General features: G+C 42.2%; 20 protein-coding genes, 1 tRNA gene and 1 riboswitch. Of the genes, 16 read left to right on the forward strand and 5 right to left on the reverse strand.

Annotated features, from left to right (window positions below):
• The first annotated feature begins 1 nt into the window (after position 1).
• The 4 genes from MKY20_RS27460 to MKY20_RS27475 all read left to right on the forward strand — a co-directional run bounded on the left by MKY20_RS27460 (position 2) and on the right by MKY20_RS27475 (position 3,489).
• A complete protein-coding gene (locus tag MKY20_RS27460; protein ID WP_251157549.1) occupies positions 2–1,030 on the forward strand; it encodes a Gfo/Idh/MocA family protein in 1,029 nt (342 codons plus the stop codon).
• Between the two features lie 13 nt (positions 1,031–1,043).
• The gene (locus MKY20_RS27465; RefSeq protein WP_251157548.1) at positions 1,044–2,081 is read left to right on the forward strand and encodes a Gfo/Idh/MocA family protein; all 1,038 of its coding nucleotides are present in this window, start codon (positions 1,044–1,046) and stop codon (positions 2,079–2,081) included.
• Between the two features lie 18 nt (positions 2,082–2,099).
• A complete protein-coding gene (locus MKY20_RS27470) occupies positions 2,100–3,068 on the forward strand; it encodes a sugar phosphate isomerase/epimerase family protein (protein WP_019381355.1) in 969 nt (322 codons plus the stop codon).
• Between the two features lie 347 nt (positions 3,069–3,415).
• Positions 3,416–3,489, forward strand: a tRNA-Gly gene (locus MKY20_RS27475).
• 124 nt (positions 3,490–3,613) lie between these two features.
• Here the strand turns inward: MKY20_RS27475 and MKY20_RS27480 are convergent.
• Positions 3,614–4,282 carry a B3/B4 domain-containing protein gene (locus MKY20_RS27480; protein WP_019381356.1) on the reverse strand — a complete coding sequence of 223 codons (669 nt, stop codon included), beginning with the start codon at positions 4,280–4,282 and terminating at the stop codon, positions 3,614–3,616.
• A gap of 107 nt (positions 4,283–4,389) precedes the next feature.
• Here MKY20_RS27480 and queG point away from each other — a divergent pair, with 107 nt between their 5' ends.
• The 5 genes from queG (at position 4,390) to MKY20_RS27505 (ending at position 10,290) form a co-directional block, all read left to right on the forward strand.
• On the forward strand, positions 4,390–5,523 hold the full coding sequence (queG, locus tag MKY20_RS27485) for a tRNA epoxyqueuosine(34) reductase QueG (protein ID WP_019381357.1): 1,134 nt from the start codon (positions 4,390–4,392) through the stop codon (positions 5,521–5,523).
• Between the two features lie 200 nt (positions 5,524–5,723).
• Entirely contained in the window at positions 5,724–6,602 is an 879-nt protein-coding gene (locus MKY20_RS27490) for an amidase domain-containing protein (protein WP_019381358.1), read from the forward strand.
• 62 nt (positions 6,603–6,664) lie between these two features.
• Positions 6,665–7,138, forward strand: coding sequence for a tRNA (uridine(34)/cytosine(34)/5-carboxymethylaminomethyluridine(34)-2'-O)-methyltransferase TrmL (gene trmL / locus MKY20_RS27495; RefSeq protein WP_019381359.1), 474 nt, complete (start codon positions 6,665–6,667; stop codon positions 7,136–7,138).
• 97 nt (positions 7,139–7,235) lie between these two features.
• On the forward strand, positions 7,236–7,985 hold the full coding sequence (gene nfsA / locus MKY20_RS27500) for an oxygen-insensitive NADPH nitroreductase (protein ID WP_019381360.1): 750 nt from the start codon (positions 7,236–7,238) through the stop codon (positions 7,983–7,985).
• A 409-nt stretch (positions 7,986–8,394) separates the two neighbouring features.
• Positions 8,395–10,290 (forward strand): PrkA family serine protein kinase, encoded by a 1,896-nt coding sequence (locus MKY20_RS27505; protein WP_009331560.1) that lies wholly within the window; start codon positions 8,395–8,397, stop codon positions 10,288–10,290.
• A 401-nt stretch (positions 10,291–10,691) separates the two neighbouring features.
• Here MKY20_RS27505 and MKY20_RS27510 read toward each other — a convergent pair whose 3' ends face one another.
• Complete coding sequence (locus MKY20_RS27510) at positions 10,692–10,832, reverse strand: hypothetical protein (RefSeq protein ID WP_019381364.1); 141 nt, start codon at positions 10,830–10,832, stop codon at positions 10,692–10,694.
• 118 nt (positions 10,833–10,950) lie between these two features.
• Between MKY20_RS27510 and MKY20_RS27515 the strand changes: the two genes are divergently transcribed.
• Both MKY20_RS27515 and yhbH read left to right on the forward strand, forming a co-directional pair.
• A complete protein-coding gene (locus MKY20_RS27515; RefSeq protein ID WP_009331558.1) occupies positions 10,951–11,136 on the forward strand; it encodes a hypothetical protein in 186 nt (61 codons plus the stop codon).
• A gap of 304 nt (positions 11,137–11,440) precedes the next feature.
• The gene (gene yhbH, locus MKY20_RS27520; RefSeq protein WP_019381365.1) at positions 11,441–12,613 is read left to right on the forward strand and encodes a sporulation protein YhbH; all 1,173 of its coding nucleotides are present in this window, start codon (positions 11,441–11,443) and stop codon (positions 12,611–12,613) included.
• A gap of 58 nt (positions 12,614–12,671) precedes the next feature.
• On the opposite strand, the gene MKY20_RS27525 is transcribed toward yhbH, so the two are convergent.
• Positions 12,672–13,286, reverse strand: coding sequence for a general stress protein (locus MKY20_RS27525; protein ID WP_019381366.1), 615 nt, complete (start codon positions 13,284–13,286; stop codon positions 12,672–12,674).
• Positions 13,287–13,489: 203 nt separating this feature from the next.
• Here MKY20_RS27525 and MKY20_RS27530 point away from each other — a divergent pair, with 203 nt between their 5' ends.
• Together MKY20_RS27530 and MKY20_RS27535 are read left to right on the forward strand one after the other, a co-directional pair.
• Positions 13,490–14,128 (forward strand): NUDIX hydrolase, encoded by a 639-nt coding sequence (locus tag MKY20_RS27530; protein WP_019381367.1) that lies wholly within the window; start codon positions 13,490–13,492, stop codon positions 14,126–14,128.
• Positions 14,129–14,203: 75 nt separating this feature from the next.
• Positions 14,204–14,305, forward strand: a riboswitch (SAM riboswitch).
• 112 nt (positions 14,306–14,417) lie between these two features.
• Positions 14,418–15,632, forward strand: a complete 1,215-nt coding sequence (locus tag MKY20_RS27535) for a homoserine dehydrogenase (protein WP_009331550.1) — start codon at positions 14,418–14,420, stop codon at positions 15,630–15,632.
• Between the two features lie 406 nt (positions 15,633–16,038).
• Here the strand turns inward: MKY20_RS27535 and MKY20_RS27540 are convergent, their stop codons facing one another.
• Positions 16,039–16,272 carry a hypothetical protein gene (locus MKY20_RS27540; RefSeq protein ID WP_019381369.1) on the reverse strand — a complete coding sequence of 78 codons (234 nt, stop codon included), beginning with the start codon at positions 16,270–16,272 and terminating at the stop codon, positions 16,039–16,041.
• A gap of 293 nt (positions 16,273–16,565) precedes the next feature.
• Between MKY20_RS27540 and MKY20_RS27545 the strand changes: the two genes are divergently transcribed.
• Positions 16,566–17,708: a cation:proton antiporter gene (locus tag MKY20_RS27545; protein ID WP_019381370.1), complete on the forward strand. Its 1,143-nt coding sequence runs from the start codon at positions 16,566–16,568 to the stop codon at positions 17,706–17,708.
• A 77-nt stretch (positions 17,709–17,785) separates the two neighbouring features.
• Here the strand turns inward: MKY20_RS27545 and MKY20_RS27550 are convergent, their stop codons facing one another.
• The gene (locus MKY20_RS27550; RefSeq protein WP_019381371.1) at positions 17,786–18,391 is read right to left on the reverse strand and encodes a DNA-3-methyladenine glycosylase; all 606 of its coding nucleotides are present in this window, start codon (positions 18,389–18,391) and stop codon (positions 17,786–17,788) included.
• A 132-nt stretch (positions 18,392–18,523) separates the two neighbouring features.
• On the opposite strand from MKY20_RS27550, the gene proC reads away from it, so the two are divergent.
• Entirely contained in the window at positions 18,524–19,339 is an 816-nt protein-coding gene (gene proC, locus MKY20_RS27555) for a pyrroline-5-carboxylate reductase (RefSeq protein ID WP_009331542.1), read from the forward strand.
• Between the two features lie 219 nt (positions 19,340–19,558).
• A partial coding sequence (locus tag MKY20_RS27560) for an L-cystine transporter (RefSeq protein ID WP_341004434.1) occupies positions 19,559–20,940 on the forward strand: 1,382 nt, incomplete at its 3' end.

Raw genomic sequence — 20,940 nt, forward strand, 5'->3', positions numbered from 1 at the left:
GATGAAAAAACTCAAAATTGGAATAATTGGCTGTGGAAGTATAGCCAAGCATCGGCATATGCCTGAATATCATGCAAGCAGCGGGGCTGTCATTGCAGCGGTATGTGATATTGATGAAGAGCGTGCAAATGTGTTTGCCGGGTTGTACGGGGCGCAGGTGTACACCGATTATAGAGAATTGCTGGCTAATAAGGATATAGATGCAGTGAGTGTCTGCACCCCGAATTATCTGCATGCTCCCATATCAGCTGCAGCATTAAATGCCGGCAAGCATGTACTATGTGAAAAGCCTATGGCAACTTCTATGGAAGAGGCACAGGACATGATTGAAGCAGCCAGTAAGAATAGAAAGAAATTAATGATTGCTCATAATCAGCGCTTTGTTCCATCTCATAAAAAAGCAAAGGAATTGATTGCAAAAGGTGAAGCTGGAAAAATCTATAGTTTCCGGACGGCTTTTGGCCACGGCGGGCCAGAGGGATGGAGTGCAGATGGCAAAGAAAGCTGGTTCTTCAAAAAAGATCAGGCTTTTATTGGCGCCATGGGCGACCTTGGTGTACATAAGACCGACTTGCTGCGTTATCTGCTGGGAGAAGAGTTTGCTGAGGCAGGAGCATTCGTAGAGACAAGTGCCAAGATGAGTGCTGATGTCGATGATACAGCGGTATGCGTTTTAAAAACGGAAAGCGGTGTAATCGGTACATTGGCTGCAAGCTGGTCTTATGTCTCAAAAGAAGACAATTCCACAATTATTTATGGAGAAAAGGCAATTTTGAGATTAGAAGATGATCCGGTGAATTCTCTCATTGTTCAGTATGCAAACGGTGAAACAGTGAAGTACGAACTTGGCGGGATTCAGACAAATGAAGAAGGAGGACAAAAGAATTCAGGCGTCATTGATCATTTTCTTGAAAGCATCTTAAATGAACAGGAGCCTGCGATTCCTGGTTCTGAGGGAATGAAGTCGCTCCAAGTGATACTTGCTGCGCTGGAGTCGAGCGAAACAAAGCAGATTGTCAGAATTAAGTGAGGTGCATGCATCAATGAAGAAACTTCGGATGGGGATTATTGGTGCTGGCGGAATAGCCCAGTCCAGGCATATTCCCGTTTTACTAAAATTATCGGATAGTGCTTCCATAACAGCTATTTGCGATGTGAATGAGGATACTGCAAAATTGGCTGCAAGGAAGTTTGGAATTAGCAGCGTTTTTACGGATTATAAAGAAGTATTCAGTGAAACAGATGCCGTAGTTATTTGTACACCGAATAAGTTTCATGCTGAGATTACGGCTGCTGCACTGGATGCCGGGCTGCATGTGTTGTGTGAGAAGCCGATGGCCATGACAGCAGAAGAATGCAGGAAAATGATAGAAGCCAGAGACAGGTCGGGAAAGGTTTTGGCCATTGCCTACCACTACCGGTTTATGAAAGAGGCTCAGGCTGCCAAAAAACTCATTTCAGAAGATGAAATTGGTCTTCCATTTGCTGCCAGAGCACGGGCGATGAGAAGAAGAAAGGTGCCGGGATGGGGTGTTTTCACCAATAAGGAACTTCAGGGCGGAGGAAGTTTGATTGATTATGGATGCCACTTGCTTGACCTCTCGCTTTGGCTTCTGGGAAACCCGGAGGAAACCGGGGTTTCCGGTACAGCTTATAATACATTGAGCAGAATGCCAGAGCAGGTGAATCTATGGGGAGGTTTTGACCATCAATCCTTTAATGTCGATGACCATGTGACAGCTTATATAAAATTTGCCAATGGGGCATCCCTGCTTTTTGAAACCTCATGGTCGGCCAATATCGAACGGGATGATGAAAGCCTCAGCCTTTCAGGGCAGGGTGGAGGAATTGATTTATTCCCATTCAGTTTGAACCAATCCAAACATGGAATGCTCCTTAATACACGCTCAGAATGGCTGCCGGGGGAGGATGACTATGCTTTGGCGCAGGCACGGAACTTTATTGACAGCTGTTTGGGGAGGGAAGAATTCATAGTTAAAGCAGAAGAAGCACTGCAGACAACCAGAATTATTGATGCGATTTATAAAAGCAGTGAAATGGGCAGAAGAGAAATACTTTAGAAGCGAGGAGGGGATTTTATGAAGCTCGGCGTATTTACCGTTTTATTTGCTGAGAAGAATTTTGAAGAAATGCTTGATCATGTGGCATCTGCAGGTCTTAAGGCTGTTGAAATCGGAACGGGGGCTTATCCCGGAAACGCTCACTGCAGCCTGAACGAGCTATTAGAAAGTAAAGAACTTCGGGCTGATTATCTGAAAAAGATTTTATCAAGAGGTCTTGAAATCAGCGCATTCAGCTGCCATGGCAATCCGATTTCCCCTGATAGAGCATTTGCAGAGGAATCGGACCGCGTGTTATATGACACGATTAGGTTAGCCAGCTTAATGAATGTTCCGGTTGTTAACTGTTTTTCAGGCACTGCAGGTGATGGGGAAGGGGCCGAGCATCCGAATTGGCCGGTTGCTCCATGGCCGAATGAGTATGGAGAAGTGCTGAAATGGCAATGGGAGGAGAAACTCATTCCTTACTGGAAGAAAGCCGGGCAATTTGCAAAAGACCACAATGTGAAAATTGGTCTTGAACTTCATGGCGGATTCCTTGTGCATACTCCTTATACACTTCTAAAATTAAGGGAAGAAACCTGTGATGCCATTGGTGCCAATCTGGACCCAAGCCATTTATGGTGGCAGGGAATCGACCCTGTGGCAGCAATAAAGATTTTGGGAAAAGAAAATGCCATTCATCATTTTCATGCAAAAGATACCTATATTGACCAGGAAAATGTTAATATGTACGGTTTAACAGATATGCAGCGGTATGGAAATGTCCAGACCAGAGCGTGGACATTCAGGTCAGTCGGGTGCGGACACGGCCTGCAGGAATGGTCGGATATGATGAGCGCTTTGCGAACATTTGGGTATGATTATGTTGTCAGCATTGAGCATGAAGATCCGCTTATGTCTATAGAAGAAGGATTTACAAGGGCAGTCAGGAACCTTAAATCGATCTTAATTGAAGAGCAGCCTTCAGAAATGTGGTGGGTGTAACATTCTTAGCAGGGAAGGATTTTAAATCCTTTCCTGTATTTTCGACAAATTTCTCAATTGGGGTTGACCATTCCGGCTGAATTTAGTATTATTAAATAGTTGATTCGACACAATGTTTATTTTGCTGTTGATAAAAATCGACATTGGATTTTGTCATAATCTCATTACTGATTAAATATAAGTACACAAATGCGGGTGTAGTTTAGTGGTAAAACCTCAGCCACGAGCCAACACATCCATGAATCATCTCCGAGTTGCCTCGACGCATAGGCTTCCATGAAAAAGCTTTTAGAGGAAGAGGCATGCAAGTACGGGAAAAAAACAGTAGTCAGTAACTTCATATAAATGCGGGTGTAGTTTAGTGGTAAAACCTCAGCCTTCCAAGCTGATGATGAGGGTTCGATTCCCTTCACCCGCTCCATACATAGCCAACGCAGTGTTTCGTTCAAAAAGAACGAGGTATTGCGTTTTTTCATGTTCTTTGGCTATTGAGCAAAAAAATCGGGTGGCATCCGCGGATTCCACTCGATTTTTAATAAACTTGTTTAACATCCAATTACCTTAAAGGTTCCTTCTCCACCATGCACTTGAGAGTACATGTTCATTAGGGACTCAACCATTTTTTCAGCCTTTTCCATTTCCAGAGAAGGGCGCAAATAAACGATTTGAACGGCATTTTTAGTCTGTTCCGTCACCGCTGTCCTTTCAGAGTCGACAAACGGACTGCCAAATGGCCCTGCCGCATCTTCACTAATAATTAAATTGGCAAGTGAGTTGGGTCTTCCGTTTAGACCGTTATATTCTTCGCCTTCTTTGCCTAACCTGATAGTCAGATTGCCTGAAAGCTTATCTGCGTCATACACGCCAATCGGTATTTGATATTCGAGGGAAAAGAAGTTGTTAATATCTATGGAGCTGTTGACCGGCTGCAGATAATTTTGTTTCTTAATTCTTCGGTACAGTGCTTCTGCAGAGTGGCGGTACCGATTTGGATCCTTGCCTGCTGTTTTGAAAATCTGTCTCCATTCTTTGATCCCTTCATATTCTGTAACACTCTTGTCCTCTAAGTCAAAATAAATTGATTCCTGAAATAATTGGAGTCTGCCCTTTACCATTTGAGGAGATTGTCCGACTTCTATATTTTTATATGTAATGAATCCAATTTTAAATTGGGGAATTAACCTGCACAACTCGGGAGCAAACGTAATTTCCAAGCTTTCCACCTCCAAAATTACTTTAAAATAGTTTATCATAATAAGCGGTGATTCAATAAATTAAAGACTTTCATATAAATCAATTTTTCATGAAAGGAGGTTATACAATGGATTTTGCCCAATTCAAGCAGGAAGTGATTGAATACAGCAAAACAATTGGCATAGATAAAATCGGTTTTACAGCAGCCAGCACTTTTGATGAGATGAAAAATAGACTGATTCGCCAGCAGGAACTTCAATATCAATCTGGATTTGAAGAGCCCGATATTGAGAAGAGAGTGAATCCCAGCCTCCTATTGGACAAGCCCAAATCCATTATCTCAATAGCTGTTGCTTACCCTTCCAAAATGAAGGTCAGAGTGGTCAGCAAAAGAGGTGAGAGAAGAGGCATTTTCTGCCGCGCTTCATGGGGTAAAGACTATCATCATATCTTGAGGGAACGTCTACAGAAACTTGAGGGATTCATTCAGTCAAGAATACCTGAGGCGTTATGCAAATCCATGGTGGATACAGGTGAGCTTGTGGATCGGGCCGTAGCGCAGCGTGCCGGAATTGGCTGGAGCGGAAAAAACTGTTCCATCATTACACCGGAATTCGGATCGTATGTCTATCTAGGAGAAATGATTACGAATCTGCCATTTGAGCCGGATAAACCAATGGAAGACAGATGCGGCAGCTGCAATAAATGTGTAGACGTCTGTCCGACTGGTGCTTTAATTCAGGGAGGTCAGCTTGATGCACAGAAGTGCATCGCGTTTCTGACACAGACAAAAGGCTTTCTTGCTGAGCCGTATAGAGAAAAACTGGGTAACAGACTTTATGGGTGTGATACCTGTCAAACCGTATGCCCTGAAAATAAAGGCAAGGATTTTCATCTGCACGAAGAGATGGAGCCGGATCCGGAAGTGGCAAAGCCGCTTTTAAGGCCGCTTTTATTTATCAGCAACCGTGAATTTAAAGAAAAATATGGTCCGGTTTCAGGCTCCTGGAGAGGGAAAAAGCCGATCCAGCGAAATGCCATTATCGCCTTGGCTCACTACAAAGACGAAACAGCTGTAGAAGATCTGATTAAAGTCATGACAGAAGATCCTCGGCCGGTGATCCGTGGAACGGCTGCCTGGGCACTTGGGAAAATTGGCGGTGAGAAATCATTAGCTGCCCTGGAAAAGGCTTTGCAGCAGGAAAAAGACGGAGAGGCTATTGCTGAGATTGAAAAAGGTTTAAGTTTTATTGAGAAATGATGAGGGAGGAATCTCCCTCTTTTTCTATGCCATTTTTATGAAAAATTCTAATTTTTCCTCAGTCCAACAATATGCAAAGAGTAAAATTCAAATGCAGAGAAACTGTTCAGTCCGGCTGACTTACTGTTATATTGCACGAAAAATTAAGCAAAGTCCTCTGCTTTCTCTCATATGTATTGAATAGGAGAGGAGTGAGATGCGTGAGGGACCAGCTTCAGGAGCTGTTAATAAAAAGAGTGCAGCAGTGCGTTTCCCATTCAAGAAGTTCAATTCATACCTGCCCTAAGATTGAAAAGAAGAAAGAATCTCTTACCGCCCGGTCCGGTGAGATTGTTAAAGCCCAGGCAACCGGAAAAGTGATCAAGGTCGGCGGGGAGAAGGATGACGTGAAGCAGGTTGAATACAGAGTTCACTTTAGATATTTAATTAAGCAAAAAGGCGTGTTCTATATGGAAGAAGAAATTGAAGAGCGAACAGCCGACTTTTATAAAGGAGTGTTCGTCGAGGATCGGGAGAAAAACCCTTTTAATGAGATTCAAAAAGATGAAGCGTCTCCAGACCATGAATATGGAGAGGAAGAAAGGCTTGTATATGAGTATGACCGCATGAAAGCAGTGCAGTATGCAGAAAAATGGTGGAACAGCTATAATCCGGCTTATAAAAAATTTGAAGTGGATTGCACCAATTATATTTCACAGTGCCTTCATGTAGGCGGCGGCCCGATGAGAGGGTATCCTAACCGCGGAAAAGGATGGTGGATGAGAAGCGGAAATTGGAGCTACAGCTGGACGGTAGCGAATTCATTGCGATGGTATCTGCCGAGTTCGAATTCGGGGTTAAGAGCGGAGGAAGTCTCCAGTCCGGATCAGCTCTTAATTGGAGATGTTATTTGCTATGATTTTCAGGGAGACGGGCGATTTGACCATACAACCATCGTGACGGGAAAAGATGCCTCAGGAATGCCCCTGGTCAATGCCCATACTTATAACAGCCGAATGCGTTATTGGGCTTATGAAGATTCAACAGCCTATACACCGAATATTAAATATAAATTTTTGTCTATAACTGATGACCAGTAATTTGTAAGGTGATTTCAAAATGATATAATAACACATGCAGATTTAATTCAGAGGTGAAAAAAGTGGGATTGCATGTAGTATTATATCAGCCGGAAATTCCGGCCAACACTGGTAATATAGCCCGTACTTGTGCGGCTACTGATACGACATTGCATCTGATCCGGCCGCTTGGCTTCTCGACAGATGATAAAATGCTGAAGCGTGCAGGCTTGGATTATTGGCAATTTGTAAAGATCGTCTATCATGAATCATTGGACGATTTCTTTAATAGCAGCGAAGGCGGTGAATACTTCTACTTAACGAAGTATGGCACCAAGCCGCATTCCACTTTCGATTACAGCAATGTCGGGAAGGATTATTATTTTATTTTCGGCAAAGAAACGACGGGCCTTCCGAAGAATATCATTGAAATCAACAAAGAACGCGCATTAAGGGTTCCAATGAACGATAAAGTCCGTTCGCTTAACTTATCCAACACTGCAGCCATTCTTGTTTATGAAGCACTGCGGCAGCAGGATTACTTGCATTTAAAATAGGAAACAGCTGGCCTGGTATTTTTCGGGCCTTTTCCTTTGGAGAATACTTTCCTTTCTGGGTAAAATGAAAAAGTATATATGGAAAGGATGAGTTGTGATGAATGAAGTGATCAATTTGCTGATGGACCATCGCTCCGTGCGGAATTTTGAAGATAGGCCTCTGTCCAAAGAACAGATAGAAACGATTGTACTTTCTGCTCAAGCTGCGTCCACCTCAAGTTTTGTTCAAGCCTATTCAATAATCGGTATTACCGATAAAGTGAAGAAAGCGAAACTTGCTGAATTTGCAGGCAACCAGAATTATGTAGCAGAAAATGGCCACTTTTTCGTATTTTGCGCTGATCTGCATCGTCATGAAGTAATGGGACAAATGGAAAATATTAATGTAATTCCCTCCATTGAAAGCACAGAGAAATTTATGGTGGCTGTCATTGATGCAGCATTGGCTGCACAGAATGCTGCGGTTGCTGCTGAATCGCTGGGATTGGGAATATGCTATATTGGCGGAATAAGAAACAATCTTGAAGGTGTAGCTGAACTTTTAAAAACACCGGATCGCGTAATTCCTTTGTTTGGACTGGCTGTTGGCTATCCTTCCAAAAAGAACGATAAAAAGCCAAGGCTTCCTCTTCAGCACATATACCATGAAAATGAATATAAGCAGGATGAAACTGCCTACCGCGAAGAGCTGGAAGTGTATAATAAAATCATTTCCGAGTACTATGATGAGCGTACGGGCGGCAAGCGGAATGACACGTGGACTGGTCAAATCGCCGGCATGCTTGAAAAGCAGACACGAATGTATATGAAGGGTTTTGTACAGAAAAAAAAGATGGATTTGAGGTAGGGCTATAAAAAAGAGCCTGTGTTCCGAAATAAGAGAAAAGCTGCTGAATGATCAGCAGCTTATTTTTTGCTTACGCCTGGCTTGTCATCATAACCAGCAGCGAAAATAGCAGCAAGGAAAGCAACCATTACACCGATAATAATAATTGTACCCATGTATATGTAATCCTCCTTTAGCGGTATATCAATAGGCAAGCTTGTAAATATAAGCTTATTATAGCCCAAAAATGAATAACTGTGAATGAAAAGTATGGAGTTTTTTTTACAGTTAGATCCCGCAGCAAAGTGTTCCTTATAATTAATCCCCATAAAAAGTACAAACCAAACTCTCAATAGTTTACGCATGTTCGATTGCCGGGGCGCATAGAGTATATTAATCGTCTCTGATAATGCGACAGGGGGAGGTCCTTATGGATATTCTAAAAAAAATTGAGATGTACAGACACGAGGAAGAAAAGCTTAAATGGGAAGGGACTTTTGGAGAGTATTTAGAAATTGTTAAAGAGAAGCCATGGGTTGCCCAGTCAGCACATTCACGGGTATATAATATGATTAAGGATGCCGGTGTCGAAGAAGTGAAGGGGCAAAAAAGATATCAATTTTTCAGCAATCAGCTCTTTGGATTAGAAGAAGCATTGGAAAGGCTGGTAGAAGAGTATTTCCATCCTGCTGCCAAACGCCTCGATGTCCGCAAAAGGATTCTTTTATTAATGGGGCCGGTCAGCGGCGGTAAATCAACTTTAGTGACAATGCTAAAGAGAGGTTTAGAGCAATATTCTCACGCTGATAGGGGAGCGGTCTATGCTATTAAGGGCTGTCCAATGCATGAAGATCCGCTTCATTTAATCCCGCATCACCTCCGTAAAGACTTTCATGATGAATATGGAATAAGAATTGAAGGAAACCTCTCGCCATTGAATAGTATGCGTCTCGAACAGGAGTATGGCGGCCGTATAGAAGATGTTTTAATTGAAAGAATCATTTTCTCAGAAGACCGCAGGGTGGGAATTGGAACTTTCAGCCCATCAGATCCAAAATCCCAGGATATTGCTGATCTGACTGGAAGCATTGACTTTTCAACCATTGCTGAATATGGTTCAGAATCAGATCCTCGTGCCTATCGTTTCGATGGGGAACTAAATAAAGCAAACCGAGGGATGATGGAATTCCAAGAAATGCTGAAGTGCGACGAGAAATTTTTATGGCATTTATTGTCCCTGACTCAGGAAGGCAACTTTAAAGCAGGGCGCTTCGCCTTGATATCAGCGGATGAGCTAATTGTTGCTCACACGAATGAAACAGAGTACCGTTCATTCATTTCTAATAAAAAGAATGAAGCTCTGCACTCAAGGATTATCGTTATGCCAATCCCATATAATTTAAAGGTTTCAGAGGAAGAGAAGATTTACGATAAAATGATCCGAGAAAGCGATGTTTCCAATGTGCACATTGCACCTCATACCCTGAGGGTTGCAGCGATGTTTACGATTTTAACCCGCATGAAGGATCCGAAAAAAGGCGATATAGATTTAGTTAAGAAAATGCGTTTGTATGATGGAGAGAGCGTTGAAGGCTATAACAGGGCTGATGTGGAGGAATTGAAAAAAGAGCATGCAGATGAAGGCATGAGCGGTATTGACCCGCGTTATGTTATCAACAGGATCTCTTCTACAATCATCCGTAAAAATATTACGAGCATCAATGCGCTGGATGTATTACGGTCGCTTAAAGAAGGGTTGGATCAGCATCCATCCATTACTCCAGAACTGAAGGAAAGATACCTGAACTTTATTTCTCTGGCCCGCAAAGAATATGATGATATTGCGAAGAAAGAAGTACAAAAGGCATTTGTTTACTCTTATGAAGAATCTGCAAAAACGCTTATGGAAAACTATCTTGATAATGTTGAAGCATACTGCAATAAAGCGAAGCTTCGCGACCCATTAACCGGTGAGGAAATCAGTCCGGATGAAAAACTGATGCGCTCAATCGAAGAGCAGATCGGCATCTCCGAGAATGCGAAGAAAGCATTCAGGGAGGAAATCCTCATCCGCATCTCAGCTTACGCAAGAAAAGGCAAGCGCTTTGACTATAATTCGCATGACCGTCTGCGTGAAGCTATCCAGAAGAAGCTTTTCGCTGACCTGAAAGATGTCGTGAAGATCACCACATCTTCAAAAACGCCTGATGAGCAGCAGCTGAAGAAGGTGAATGAAGTTGTAGCAAGATTAATTGACGAACATGGCTATAACTCAACATCAGCAAACGAACTGCTCCGCTATGTTGGAAGCTTGCTGAATCGTTAAAAAAAAGCCTGGCAGGATAGCTGCCAGGCTTTTTTTGCGGATGAATAAAGAGCTGAATTAGGAGGGGCGCAAATAAGTGGAGTTCAGGAGCAATCATGGCAGAAGAGAACGCGATAAAGAATAGGGAAGGCGTAATGACATGGGTTACAGCGCAAAAATCAAAATGGGCAGCGCAAATCAGCTGGATATCGGCGTAATTATGATACTAGAGGCAATAAAGAATGAGGAAGGCGCAAATAACACGGGTTACAGCGCAAAAATCAAATGTATCAGCGCAAATAATTGAAGAAGCGTCGCAATCAAGAAAAAGTCAGAATCGGAAAGCAAACCGCCAAATGTATTAAAAATGATAGATTCCAGGTAAAAATACCCCATATAAAAAAAGAGGCCCGAAAGCCCCTTCATCTATTTTTCTCTATATTTTGTGCAGCTTCTTTCTTTTTTTTCTGGCATTCAGGACAAATTGGCTTGTTTTCAAGATAAACTGTCCGATCATACAGTGATAATTCACCACACCAGCCGCAGCAAAGGATTTCGCTCATAAAAATCCCCCCCCTTTAGTATAATCCTATTTTCGCTTGGCCATTTTTATGCAGCAGATTCTGCCTAAAAGTTTAGATACGCCCAATTGGGGGTATAAATACAGCAGAGGTGATATTCATGAAAAAGAAAGAATTAGATAAGAATTATACACCGAGAAACAGCTCAATGGCAGAAAATATTGAAGAAATGGAAAACCTGGGAAAGCAGATGGAAAATTTGCGGACCAATAAAGAATTAAAAGAGGATTATGATAAATATCCCGATCCCATTCAGCATAAAAACAAGGACAAGAACCTTCGCTAAAAGCGGAGGTTCATTTTTGTTTAATTAGGCAAATCCCCATATTAAAAAATGGGCTTGTCTAAAAGATGATGCGAATGTCTTATTGTCAAAATTATTTGTAAATTATTTTGTCTTCTCGCATATGATAGAGTAATAAACATTTCTTTGTATTGGTGCATTAATAATAAATTTGCTGCCAGGAAATGAGTCTATGAAAAGAAGGCAGACTGCTGAATTGGGGATGTTTCATCATTTTTTGACACTCGCGATATTGTATGTTGGAAAGCTGTAATGTGTGAAATTTAATTTAAAAGGAGGGGTTAACATGACGAATGTCAATAACCATCAGTTTGTGATTTCCCAAGAAGATTGGTCCCTCCATCGCAAAGGCTATGATGACCAGCAGCGTCATCAGGATAAAGTCCAGGAAGCAATCCGCAACAATTTGCCTGATTTAATAACGGAAGAAAACATTGTAATGTCGAATGGGCGGGAAGTAGTGAAGATTCCAATTCGCTCTTTGGATGAATACAAAATCCGTTATAACTATGATAAAAACAAACATGTCGGCCAAGGCGATGGAGATAGCCAGATTGGAGATGTAGTGGCACGTGACGGATCCGGCAGCCAGAAAGGACCCGGAAAAGGGCAAGGGGCAGGCGACCAGGCAGGCGAGGATTATTTTGAAGCAGAAGTATCATTGATGGAAATTGAAGAAGCTTTATTTAAACAATTGGAATTGCCTAATTTAAAAAGAAAAGAGCAGGATGAAAATCTGGTAGAGGACATTGAATTTAATGATATCAGAAAGACTGGATTAATGGGCAATATTGATAAGAAACGGACCATGATGTCGGCATTCAAGCGGAATGCAATGAATGGAAAGGCAGCTTTCCACCCAATTTATAAGGAAGATTTGAAGTTCAAGACCTGGAATGAAATTGTAAAGCCTGATTCAAAGGCTGTCGTGCTTGCAATGATGGATACGAGCGGATCGATGGGGATTTGGGAAAAGTATATGGCCAGAAGCTTTTTCTTCTGGATGACCCGGTTCCTGAGGACCAAATATGAGACAGTCGAGATAGAATTTATTGCCCATCATACTGAAGCAAAGGTGGTCTCAGAAGAGGACTTCTTCTCAAAAGGAGAAAGCGGGGGAACCATTTGTTCATCTGCCTACCGTAAAGCGCTTGAACTGATTGATGTCAAATACGACCCGCGCAAATATAACATTTACCCTTTCCACTTCTCAGACGGTGATAACCTGACCTCTGACAATGCCCGCTGTGTTAAGCTGGTGGAAGATCTTATGAAGGTGTCCAATATGTTCGGGTACGGTGAGGTCAACCAGTATAACCGCCACTCGACCTTGATGTCAGCCTATAAAAATATTAAAAATGAGGATTTCCGCTATTATATCCTTAAGCAAAAAGCAGATGTATTCCATGCGATGAAGAGTTTCTTCAAACAGGAGGAAGATAAGAAGAAGTATGCTTAAGAGAGGGGAACCTCTCTTTTTTATTCGGGAAAAAAGACCCCACACGGGGGGCCCTTTGCTATTTGTGCCTTTCCTTTGTAAGCCGATTATCCCAGTTTAATTCAGCACTGGTTTTCACAACTTCAGACTTTGGTGAAACATGAACACGAGTAAATTCCTGATTATCGGCAGCACATGAGCTACCGGATTTATCTGCCAGTGTTTTGATATCTGTTTCATGGACAACTTCCCGTGCTGAAGCGCTTTCGAGGTACCCTTCTGAGTCTTCAGCACTGACCCTCTGATTGCCTTTCTGGGTAGTGGGATAGTTTCCGTAGTAATCCGCGATTAAGACATATTTTCCATCAAACACCATACTTGCGTATTTATCCAGGTCATGTTCATCAAACCGTATACCATCTTTTTTATCAGGATCCATTCCTGAACTTGTGGCTGGATCTTCTCCCATAAAAAGGGCTTTCACTGAATCAAGAAAGCGCTGATTGCCGAGCTCCTGGGATCCGACTATTCGTAAGTTCACTCCATGATTGTCTGCAAAGCTTTCAAGATTCGCTCCATCTTTTGAAACAATCACCAGGTTGTCTTTCTGATACCCGTTTGACTCTGCCCCTTCAATAGCTTCTCGTAGCTCTTCCTGTGTAGCATACCCGCCTATTAATATATTTTTCTTCATATTTTCACTCCTCATGTCATATTATATTTTCTATTTCCCCTGATTTGCAGGAGGAGAAACTTTCTTTTTCTTTTGAAGGGCGGACAGTTAGACTGTCCTGTATCATTACATGGTACAAGCCGTATGAATTAATAAAACACAGTAAATACAGTATGATAAAGATGTAGCCAATAAATTGGAATTTCTGCTGGAGGTGGGGGTATATGGAGATTGAAAAACTGGCTAAAAGGTTAAGTAACAGGACCCCAGTCATTTTAGGGAGTGAGCGATTTTCGAAATTCGCTATTTTGCTTCCGCTTGTTGAGATAAATAAGGAAACACATGTCCTTTTTGAGGTGCGTTCACTTACAATGAGAAGGCAGCCTGGGGAGGTCTGTTTCCCCGGGGGAAGAATAGATCCGGAAGACAGGGATGAGGAGCATACGGCTATCCGTGAGACCTCAGAGGAACTTGGTGTAAACGAAGACAGCATCACAGATGTGTCCCCGCTGGATTACATGATTTCCTTCGGACAAATTATTTACCCTTATGCAGGCATTATCCATAATCCTGACCAGATCGTGCCAAACCCTGACGAAGTAGAAGAAGTTTTTACCGTGCCTCTTTCCTTTCTAAAAAGAGTAAAGCCGGAAACGTATCACGTGAATTTTAAAGTAGAGCCCGAAGAAAATTTTCCTTTTGACTTGATTGCCGGAGGTGAAAATTACAATTGGCAGACAAGGAAAGTAGAAGAAGTATTTTACTTTTTTGAGGATAAGGTTATTTGGGGGCTCACTGCCAGAATTCTTAAGCATTTTCTTGAAATCATTATTGAAGATTTCGAGGAAAATGAAAGCGGTTGAAGAAAAAAATTTCAAAAAAGGTTGACGAAGTCCTTATAAATGTTTATGATTCATATAAATTGAATACTTAGAAACTTCTTATCAAGAGAGGCGGAGGGACTGACCCTATGAAGCCTCGGCAACCAGCATTTATGCACGGTGCCAAATTCAGAGGAATACATTTTCCGAAGATAAGAAGGCGGAATGAACGGAATGTAAATTCAAACCCCTTCTTGTCTGTAATAGACGGAAGGGGTTTTTTGTTTTTATAGGTATCTGCTCTTTAAATATTAACCAGGGGGAATGAGAAATGTCAGCGTTAACGATTGGGCTATTGGGGTTTGGAACAGTTGGAAAAGGAGTGTATGAAACGATCAGCAAACATCAGGGAAGGCTTCAGGCGATATTCGGGAAAGAAGTGAAGGTCTCCGCCATCCTTGTCAAAAATGTGAGTAAGCATTCTGTGCCTGATGATGACGTGCTTTTAACTGATGATTTTCAAGAAATTATTGAGCTTCCCAAGCTTGATGTCGTAATTGATGCCATTGTTGGCAGGGAGCCAGGCTATACGTATTTGCGCCAGGCAATATTGAGAGGATGCCATGTCATTACTGCAAATAAGGAGATGTTTGCATTCCATGGAAGTGAGCTTGCGAGGCTCGCAAAAGAACATAATGTATCATTAGGATTTGAAGCAACAGTCGGAGGCGGAATCCCAATAATTCAGACTATCAAGCAGCTGCTGAATGCGAACAAGATTGAACGGATCGAAGGTATATTAAATGGCACGTCCAATTTCATTTTGACAAGTATGCGCGAAGAGAACTTATCATTTGAAGAAGCACTGAAAATAGCTCAGGAAAAAGGATATGCAGAAGCCGATCCCAAAAACGATATCGAGGGATATGACGCTTTTTTCAAAGCGGTTGTTCTGAGTGAGCTGGTGTTCGGGAAAGCACCGGCGCAGGAAACATCTGTTAGAGAAGGCATTACTGACATTACAATTGAACAAATCCGTATGGCTGACTCCCTGGGACTGAAATTTAAACATGTAGCATCGATTGAGAGGGAAAAAGATGCTATCCGCTGTACTGTAAAACCGGTCCTGACAGCGGAGGCACATCCCTTGTACAGAGTAGAAGGAGTGCAAAATGCAGTTTCAATTGATGCGGATATAGTCGGGAATATCAGCCTGCAGGGTCCTGGAGCCGGCATGTTTCCGACAGCCAGCGCAATTATTGAAGATTTGATTCATGTAGGCAGAACAGATATTCCTTCAGTCTTTGAGGAAGGCAAGTCGGAATGGACTGTTCTTGACGAGCCAGTTTGGATTATTTGGGGTGATGCTAATGCAGGATTGCCTGAGGGATGTGAAATAATCAGTAAAGTGTCAAAAGATGTCTTCATCTTTAAGGCATCATTGGAAGCTGTGTCATTATTAGATACATCAGATTTGAAAGCTTATCAGGTGCTTGGAGACTATGCTCCGGCTGTAAAGGAAAATAAACAAGTACAGACGGTATAACCTGAAAACATAATGAAAAAACAGGAGGGGCAAGCTTATGAGCTGCCCCTCCTGAAGTATGTTTAGAGATGGTGGATGTTATCGCAGTCTAAGGGGCAGTAAGCCTCCTTCTTCAAGACTCAGAGGAATCGAAAGAGGATAAGTGGGAGTCCACTGCCCATAAAGGCCCGACAGCAGAACAAAGACTAAAAACGCCACGTCCTCCCAAAAGCTGCGCTTTCGGTCGTGCGATGTATCGCTGCCGTCGCTTTTCTTGTCCTGTGGCAATGTCTTTGTAACATACTTCCGCCCAAAAGCTGTCGCATTTGGTCGTGCGATGCTCATGCAGACGAAGCCTTCCTTGTCCTGTGGGCCTCAACTTACAATCAGTGGGCTATAAAGCCCCCCCGCTGATTGAAGTTTCACTTTATGCCTGCTGGTTTTTTAACAAAGGATTATTTAATCCAGAATAAAGGTCTTTTACATGGACCGTTACAATCTTAGCGCCAATCTGGACATGGACCATATTATCAAAAACAGCTGTTACCAGGCCGTTTAGTGAAACATTTGCACCAATATTTAGATCTTTGTTGGGAGTTTTAACATTTTTCTTATCTGCCATCGTAACACCATCCCATTCGGTTTTATTGAACTTATACATAGAATATTGCCTTTTTATAGTAAAATAAACGCTTTAATAAAAAAAGTCCAGTAATATAGCTCGTTTTTTTATCGACAAATTTTATTGGTGCCAGGTACCTGTCGAATTTTCTTTATATAAATAATTAAGTATTCATTTCCGAAATTAAATACAGCCTAAAAAACAATCCATGGAGGGAATAAAACAATTTGTGCTATCCGATTTTGGATCTAACTGACAGGAGTGAAATTCAGACAAAGAGGGTATTAATAGTCCGTAAAAATACAGTTTCAGAAAAGGATGAATAACGGAATATGAATATGCCTCTTGCAATTGGGCTCATTTTTATTGCCCTTTATATAACTGCAATAATCGGGATTAAAATCTTAAGAATTCCCGATATCGTTATTTATATTATTTTAGGAGCAGGCATCGGTATTTTTGGATTTTACAAAGAGGCGAAAGTAATTGAAGCTGCAGGTGAAATTGGCTTAATTCTGCTATTCTTTCTGCTTGGCACAAAATTCTCTGTGCGAGAATTAAGGAATAACGGAAGGAAGGTCTGGAAATCCGGGCTATTGGATGTTTTTTTGGGAGTGGGAGTGACTGCGGGAATTGCCTATGCAGCAGGTCAAAATATGTTTGTCTCTTTATTGATAGGCGGAATCGTATATGCAACCAGTTCTTCAATTACTGTTAAGCTGCTGGAATCAAAGAATCGCCTTGAAGATAAAGACTCTGAATATATTCTATCTCTTCTGATTTTTGAAGACCTCGCTGCCCCGATTCTTGTGACCGTTCTGATTGGGCTGAGCGGTGGAAATAGTTTCTCCGCTGCAGACTTTCTGTTTATTTTTCTGAAGGTATCTCTCCTTGCTGGCGCTGCAGTTTGGATGAGCAGAATAGTTCTTCATAAAGCCCAGCATTGGATGAAGAAAGTTGCTCATGAAGATTCCTTTTTGATTCTTGTTCTTGGAGTTGCGATTACCTATGGAGGATTTGCAGTATTTCTGGGGCTATCAGAGGTTATTGGCGCATTTCTTGCCGGCATCATACTTGCCGGAACGGAGGTGAAAGAAAAAACAGAGGAAGTTGTACTTCCCGTCAGGAATCTGTTTCTCCCATTTTTCTTCTTGAATTTCGGGCTTTCGCTTGAGTTTAATGAAGAAATTCCTTCTCTGGGTCTTCTGGTTATTATTGTTACCTGGTCCATCATTCACAAGCTTGCTGCAGGATATTTTGGAGGGCAATGGTATGGCCTATCGAAACAGGAAGCTCTAAAGGCGGGATTATCATTATCATCAAGGGGAGAATTCTCTGTAATTATTGCCGGATTGGCCACAGGAGGCCTTAAAGTATTTGCAGGGGCTTATATCCTGATTGCAGCTTTGGTCGGCATGTTGCTGTTTCAGTTATCATCCTGGATCCATTCACGGGTGCAGAAGAATTCCGGTTAATAGCATAAAAATTTCCGGAAAATCTCTTCTTTTGAAGAGTTTTTCCGGTTTGCTGTTTATTAATTTCTTCCTTCCTCTTACTTCCTGTTCCGTGAAACATAAGGATTTTCAGCAATCCAAAATCTCCAGGGATAATTCCGCGCATCACCGGAATTATCAATTCCGATTCGTTTTCCGCGTGTGACTTTCCCGGGAGGAATTCCTTTAGCAATCATAAGAGGAGGGCTTGTAAAACGCCGCCCATAATCATCTATTGTAATATTGAGAGCTTTGGTTAATTTACCAGGTCCATTAGTTAGGTTCTTAAGATCATCCATTTTTCGTCTTTTCTTCATTAAATCAAGGCCGTCTACAGGTTCAATTCCCCTGATCAATACAGCTTCAGGCTTTTCCTTTGGGCCGCTCACAACATTAACCAAACAATGGGTATGAATCACATACGTGTAGACAAATCCGGGTTCATTGAACATGATTTCGGTCCGCTTTGTTCTCCTGTTCCCAAAGCTGTGAGCTGCCCTGTCTTCCGGGCCCATATATGCTTCTGTCTCAACGATATAGCCTGAGGCGATGCCCTCTTCCGTTTCTTTGATCAATAAGCAGCCCAGCAGTGCTTCCGCCAATAGTAGTGTCGGCTGCTGAAAGAAGTCTTCTGGCAGTGGGGCATATGGTTTTATATCTTTCAAGATCAATCTCTCCAAACAGTATGTTATTAGTGTTGCAGCATCGTGTCTTATGTTTTTACCCTCTGCTATTTTTTCATAACCATACCTGCAGTATAATAGCAAAGGGAAATACTATACAGGATGTGGGCATTGATGAATAAAAATATCGGTTTTATCGGATGTGGAAAAATGGCTCAGGCCATAATTGGAGGAATACTCAAATCCAATCTGGTAAATCCAAGCCAGATTATTGCTTCAGCAAGAACGGAGAAGACGCTTGACGATGTAAAAAGCAGGTGGAATATACAAACACGCCTTTCCAATATTGGAGCAGCGGAAGAAGCGGATATAGTGTTTTTGGCTATTGAGCCTGATGCACATGGGGAAGTTATTGATGAGATTAAAGATAGCGTCCGTTCCGATGCCATCATTATAACCATTGCGGCCGGCATTAGTCTAACCTTTCTGGAACAGTCATTTGGCCGGAAAGTTAGAGCAATTCGAATCATGCCTAATACGCCATCATTAGTAGGAGAAGGAATGAGCGTCCTTTCAGCTAATGAATCAGTATCTCCAGATGATATGGAGGAAGTGGAAAAAATATTTTCATGCATTGGAAGAGCAGCTTTTATGGAAGAAAAGATGATGGATGCGATTCCTGCTATAAGCGGTTCTTCTCCAGCTTACGTCTATATGTTCATTGAAGCATTGGCAGATGGCGGTGTAAAAGCAGGATTGCCCCGTGAACAGTCTTATCAGCTCGCAGCACAGGCTGTTTTGGGGGCTGCCAAGATGGTGCTGGAAACAGGTCTGCATCCAGCGGAATTAAAGGATGAGGTCTGTACTCCAGGTGGGGCAACGATTGAAGCAGTTGCCGAGCTGGAGAGAAAAGGGTTCCGTGCAGCGGTAATGAGTGCAATGGATCAATGTTTTGAAAAAACAAAGGCTCTTTCAGGGAAAAACAATTAAACAAGATTTATTAACCTAAACCCGGCAGTTATACAACTGCCGGGTTATCTAATGGTTCGTGAAATTTAGGCGCAAATCAAAAGGAAAAATACTGAACATTTCATGGCAGAATGGAATATATAATAAGAAAATTTAAATTTTAATTCCGACTTGACTCATAGGAATACATGTATTATAGTAAGTCATTATGAGAACATCTTTTGGGGAGGATTCAGTCCGATGAGTACAGGACTATTAGTTTTAAATATTGCCATTATGCTTCTGCTTGTAGGCGTATTATTCTTTATGCAAAAAAAGCATATTTCATTCTCAAAGCGTGTGTTTACAGCGCTTGGATTAGGGATTTTGTTTGGTTTCGCCCTTCAGCTGATTTACGGACCGGGTGCTGAGATCATTGCCAAATCTGCAGACTGGTTCAATTTAATAGGCGGGGGTTATGTCAAATTCCTGCAAATGATCGTAATGCCATTAGTCTTCATTTCCATTTTAGGAGCTTTTACTAAGCTTAAATTAACAAATAATATAGGGAAAATCAGTGTGCTTATCCTTGGTCTGCTTGTAGGTACAACTGCAGTTGCTGCCGCTATAGGGATTGCAACAGCTGTCGGTTTCGACTTGGAGGCAGTCCAAATCAGCGGAGGCGATGCAGAGACAGCCCGCGGCGAACAGCTGGAAGAAACCTATCAGGGTATTGAAGGAAGAACATTCCCACAGCAGATGCTTGATCTTCTTCCGGCAAACCCATTTCTTGATTTTACAGGAGCAAGACCTACATCCACCATTTCAGTTGTAATATTTGCAGCCTTTTTAGGAATTGCATACCTGGGTGTCAGACGGAAATCACCCGAGCAGGCTGAGCTTTTCGCAAAAATTGTGGATGCGTTCTATGCAATTATTATGCGTGTTGTAACATTAATTCTGCGCTTGACTCCGTACGGAGTGTTGGCCATCATGACGAAAACAGTGGCCATGAGTGATTTCGACTCCATTTTAAACTTAGGGAAATTTGTTATAGCTTCTTATGTGGCACTTGCCATTATGTTCCTGATTCACCTGCTGCTTTTAACATTGAGCGGTTTAAATCCAATTACCTATATGAAAAAAGCATTTCCTGTATTAACATTTGCCTTTACATCTAGAACAAGTGCCGGTGCATTGCCATTGAACATTAAAACACAAAAGTCACTGGGTGTTCCTGAAGGAATTGCCAACTTTGCAGGGTCATTTGGTCTTTCCATCGGCCAAAATGGATGTGCTGGAATCTATCCGGCAATGCTGGCGGTAATGATTGCTCCAACTGTGGGCATTAACCCGCTGTCACCAGGATTTATTTTTACCGTCATTCTCATTGTAGCGATCAGCTCCTTTGGTGTGGCAGGGGTCGGCGGCGGTGCGACGTTCGCAGCGATCCTGGTATTATCTGCCCTTGACCTGCCAGTTGCACTGGCCGGCTTGCTGATCTCAATTGAACCGCTGATAGACATGGGACGCACAGCTGTTAACGTCAGCGGATCCATGACCTCCGGCATCTTAACGAGCCGTATCACCGGTGAAATTGATGGAAATCTTTATAGCGACATGAATGAAAAAATAGAAGCAGA

The sequence above is a fragment of the Cytobacillus sp. FSL W8-0315 genome (assembly GCF_038002905.1).
GTDB lineage: Bacteria > Bacillota > Bacilli > Bacillales > Cytobacillaceae > Cytobacillus > Cytobacillus pseudoceanisediminis.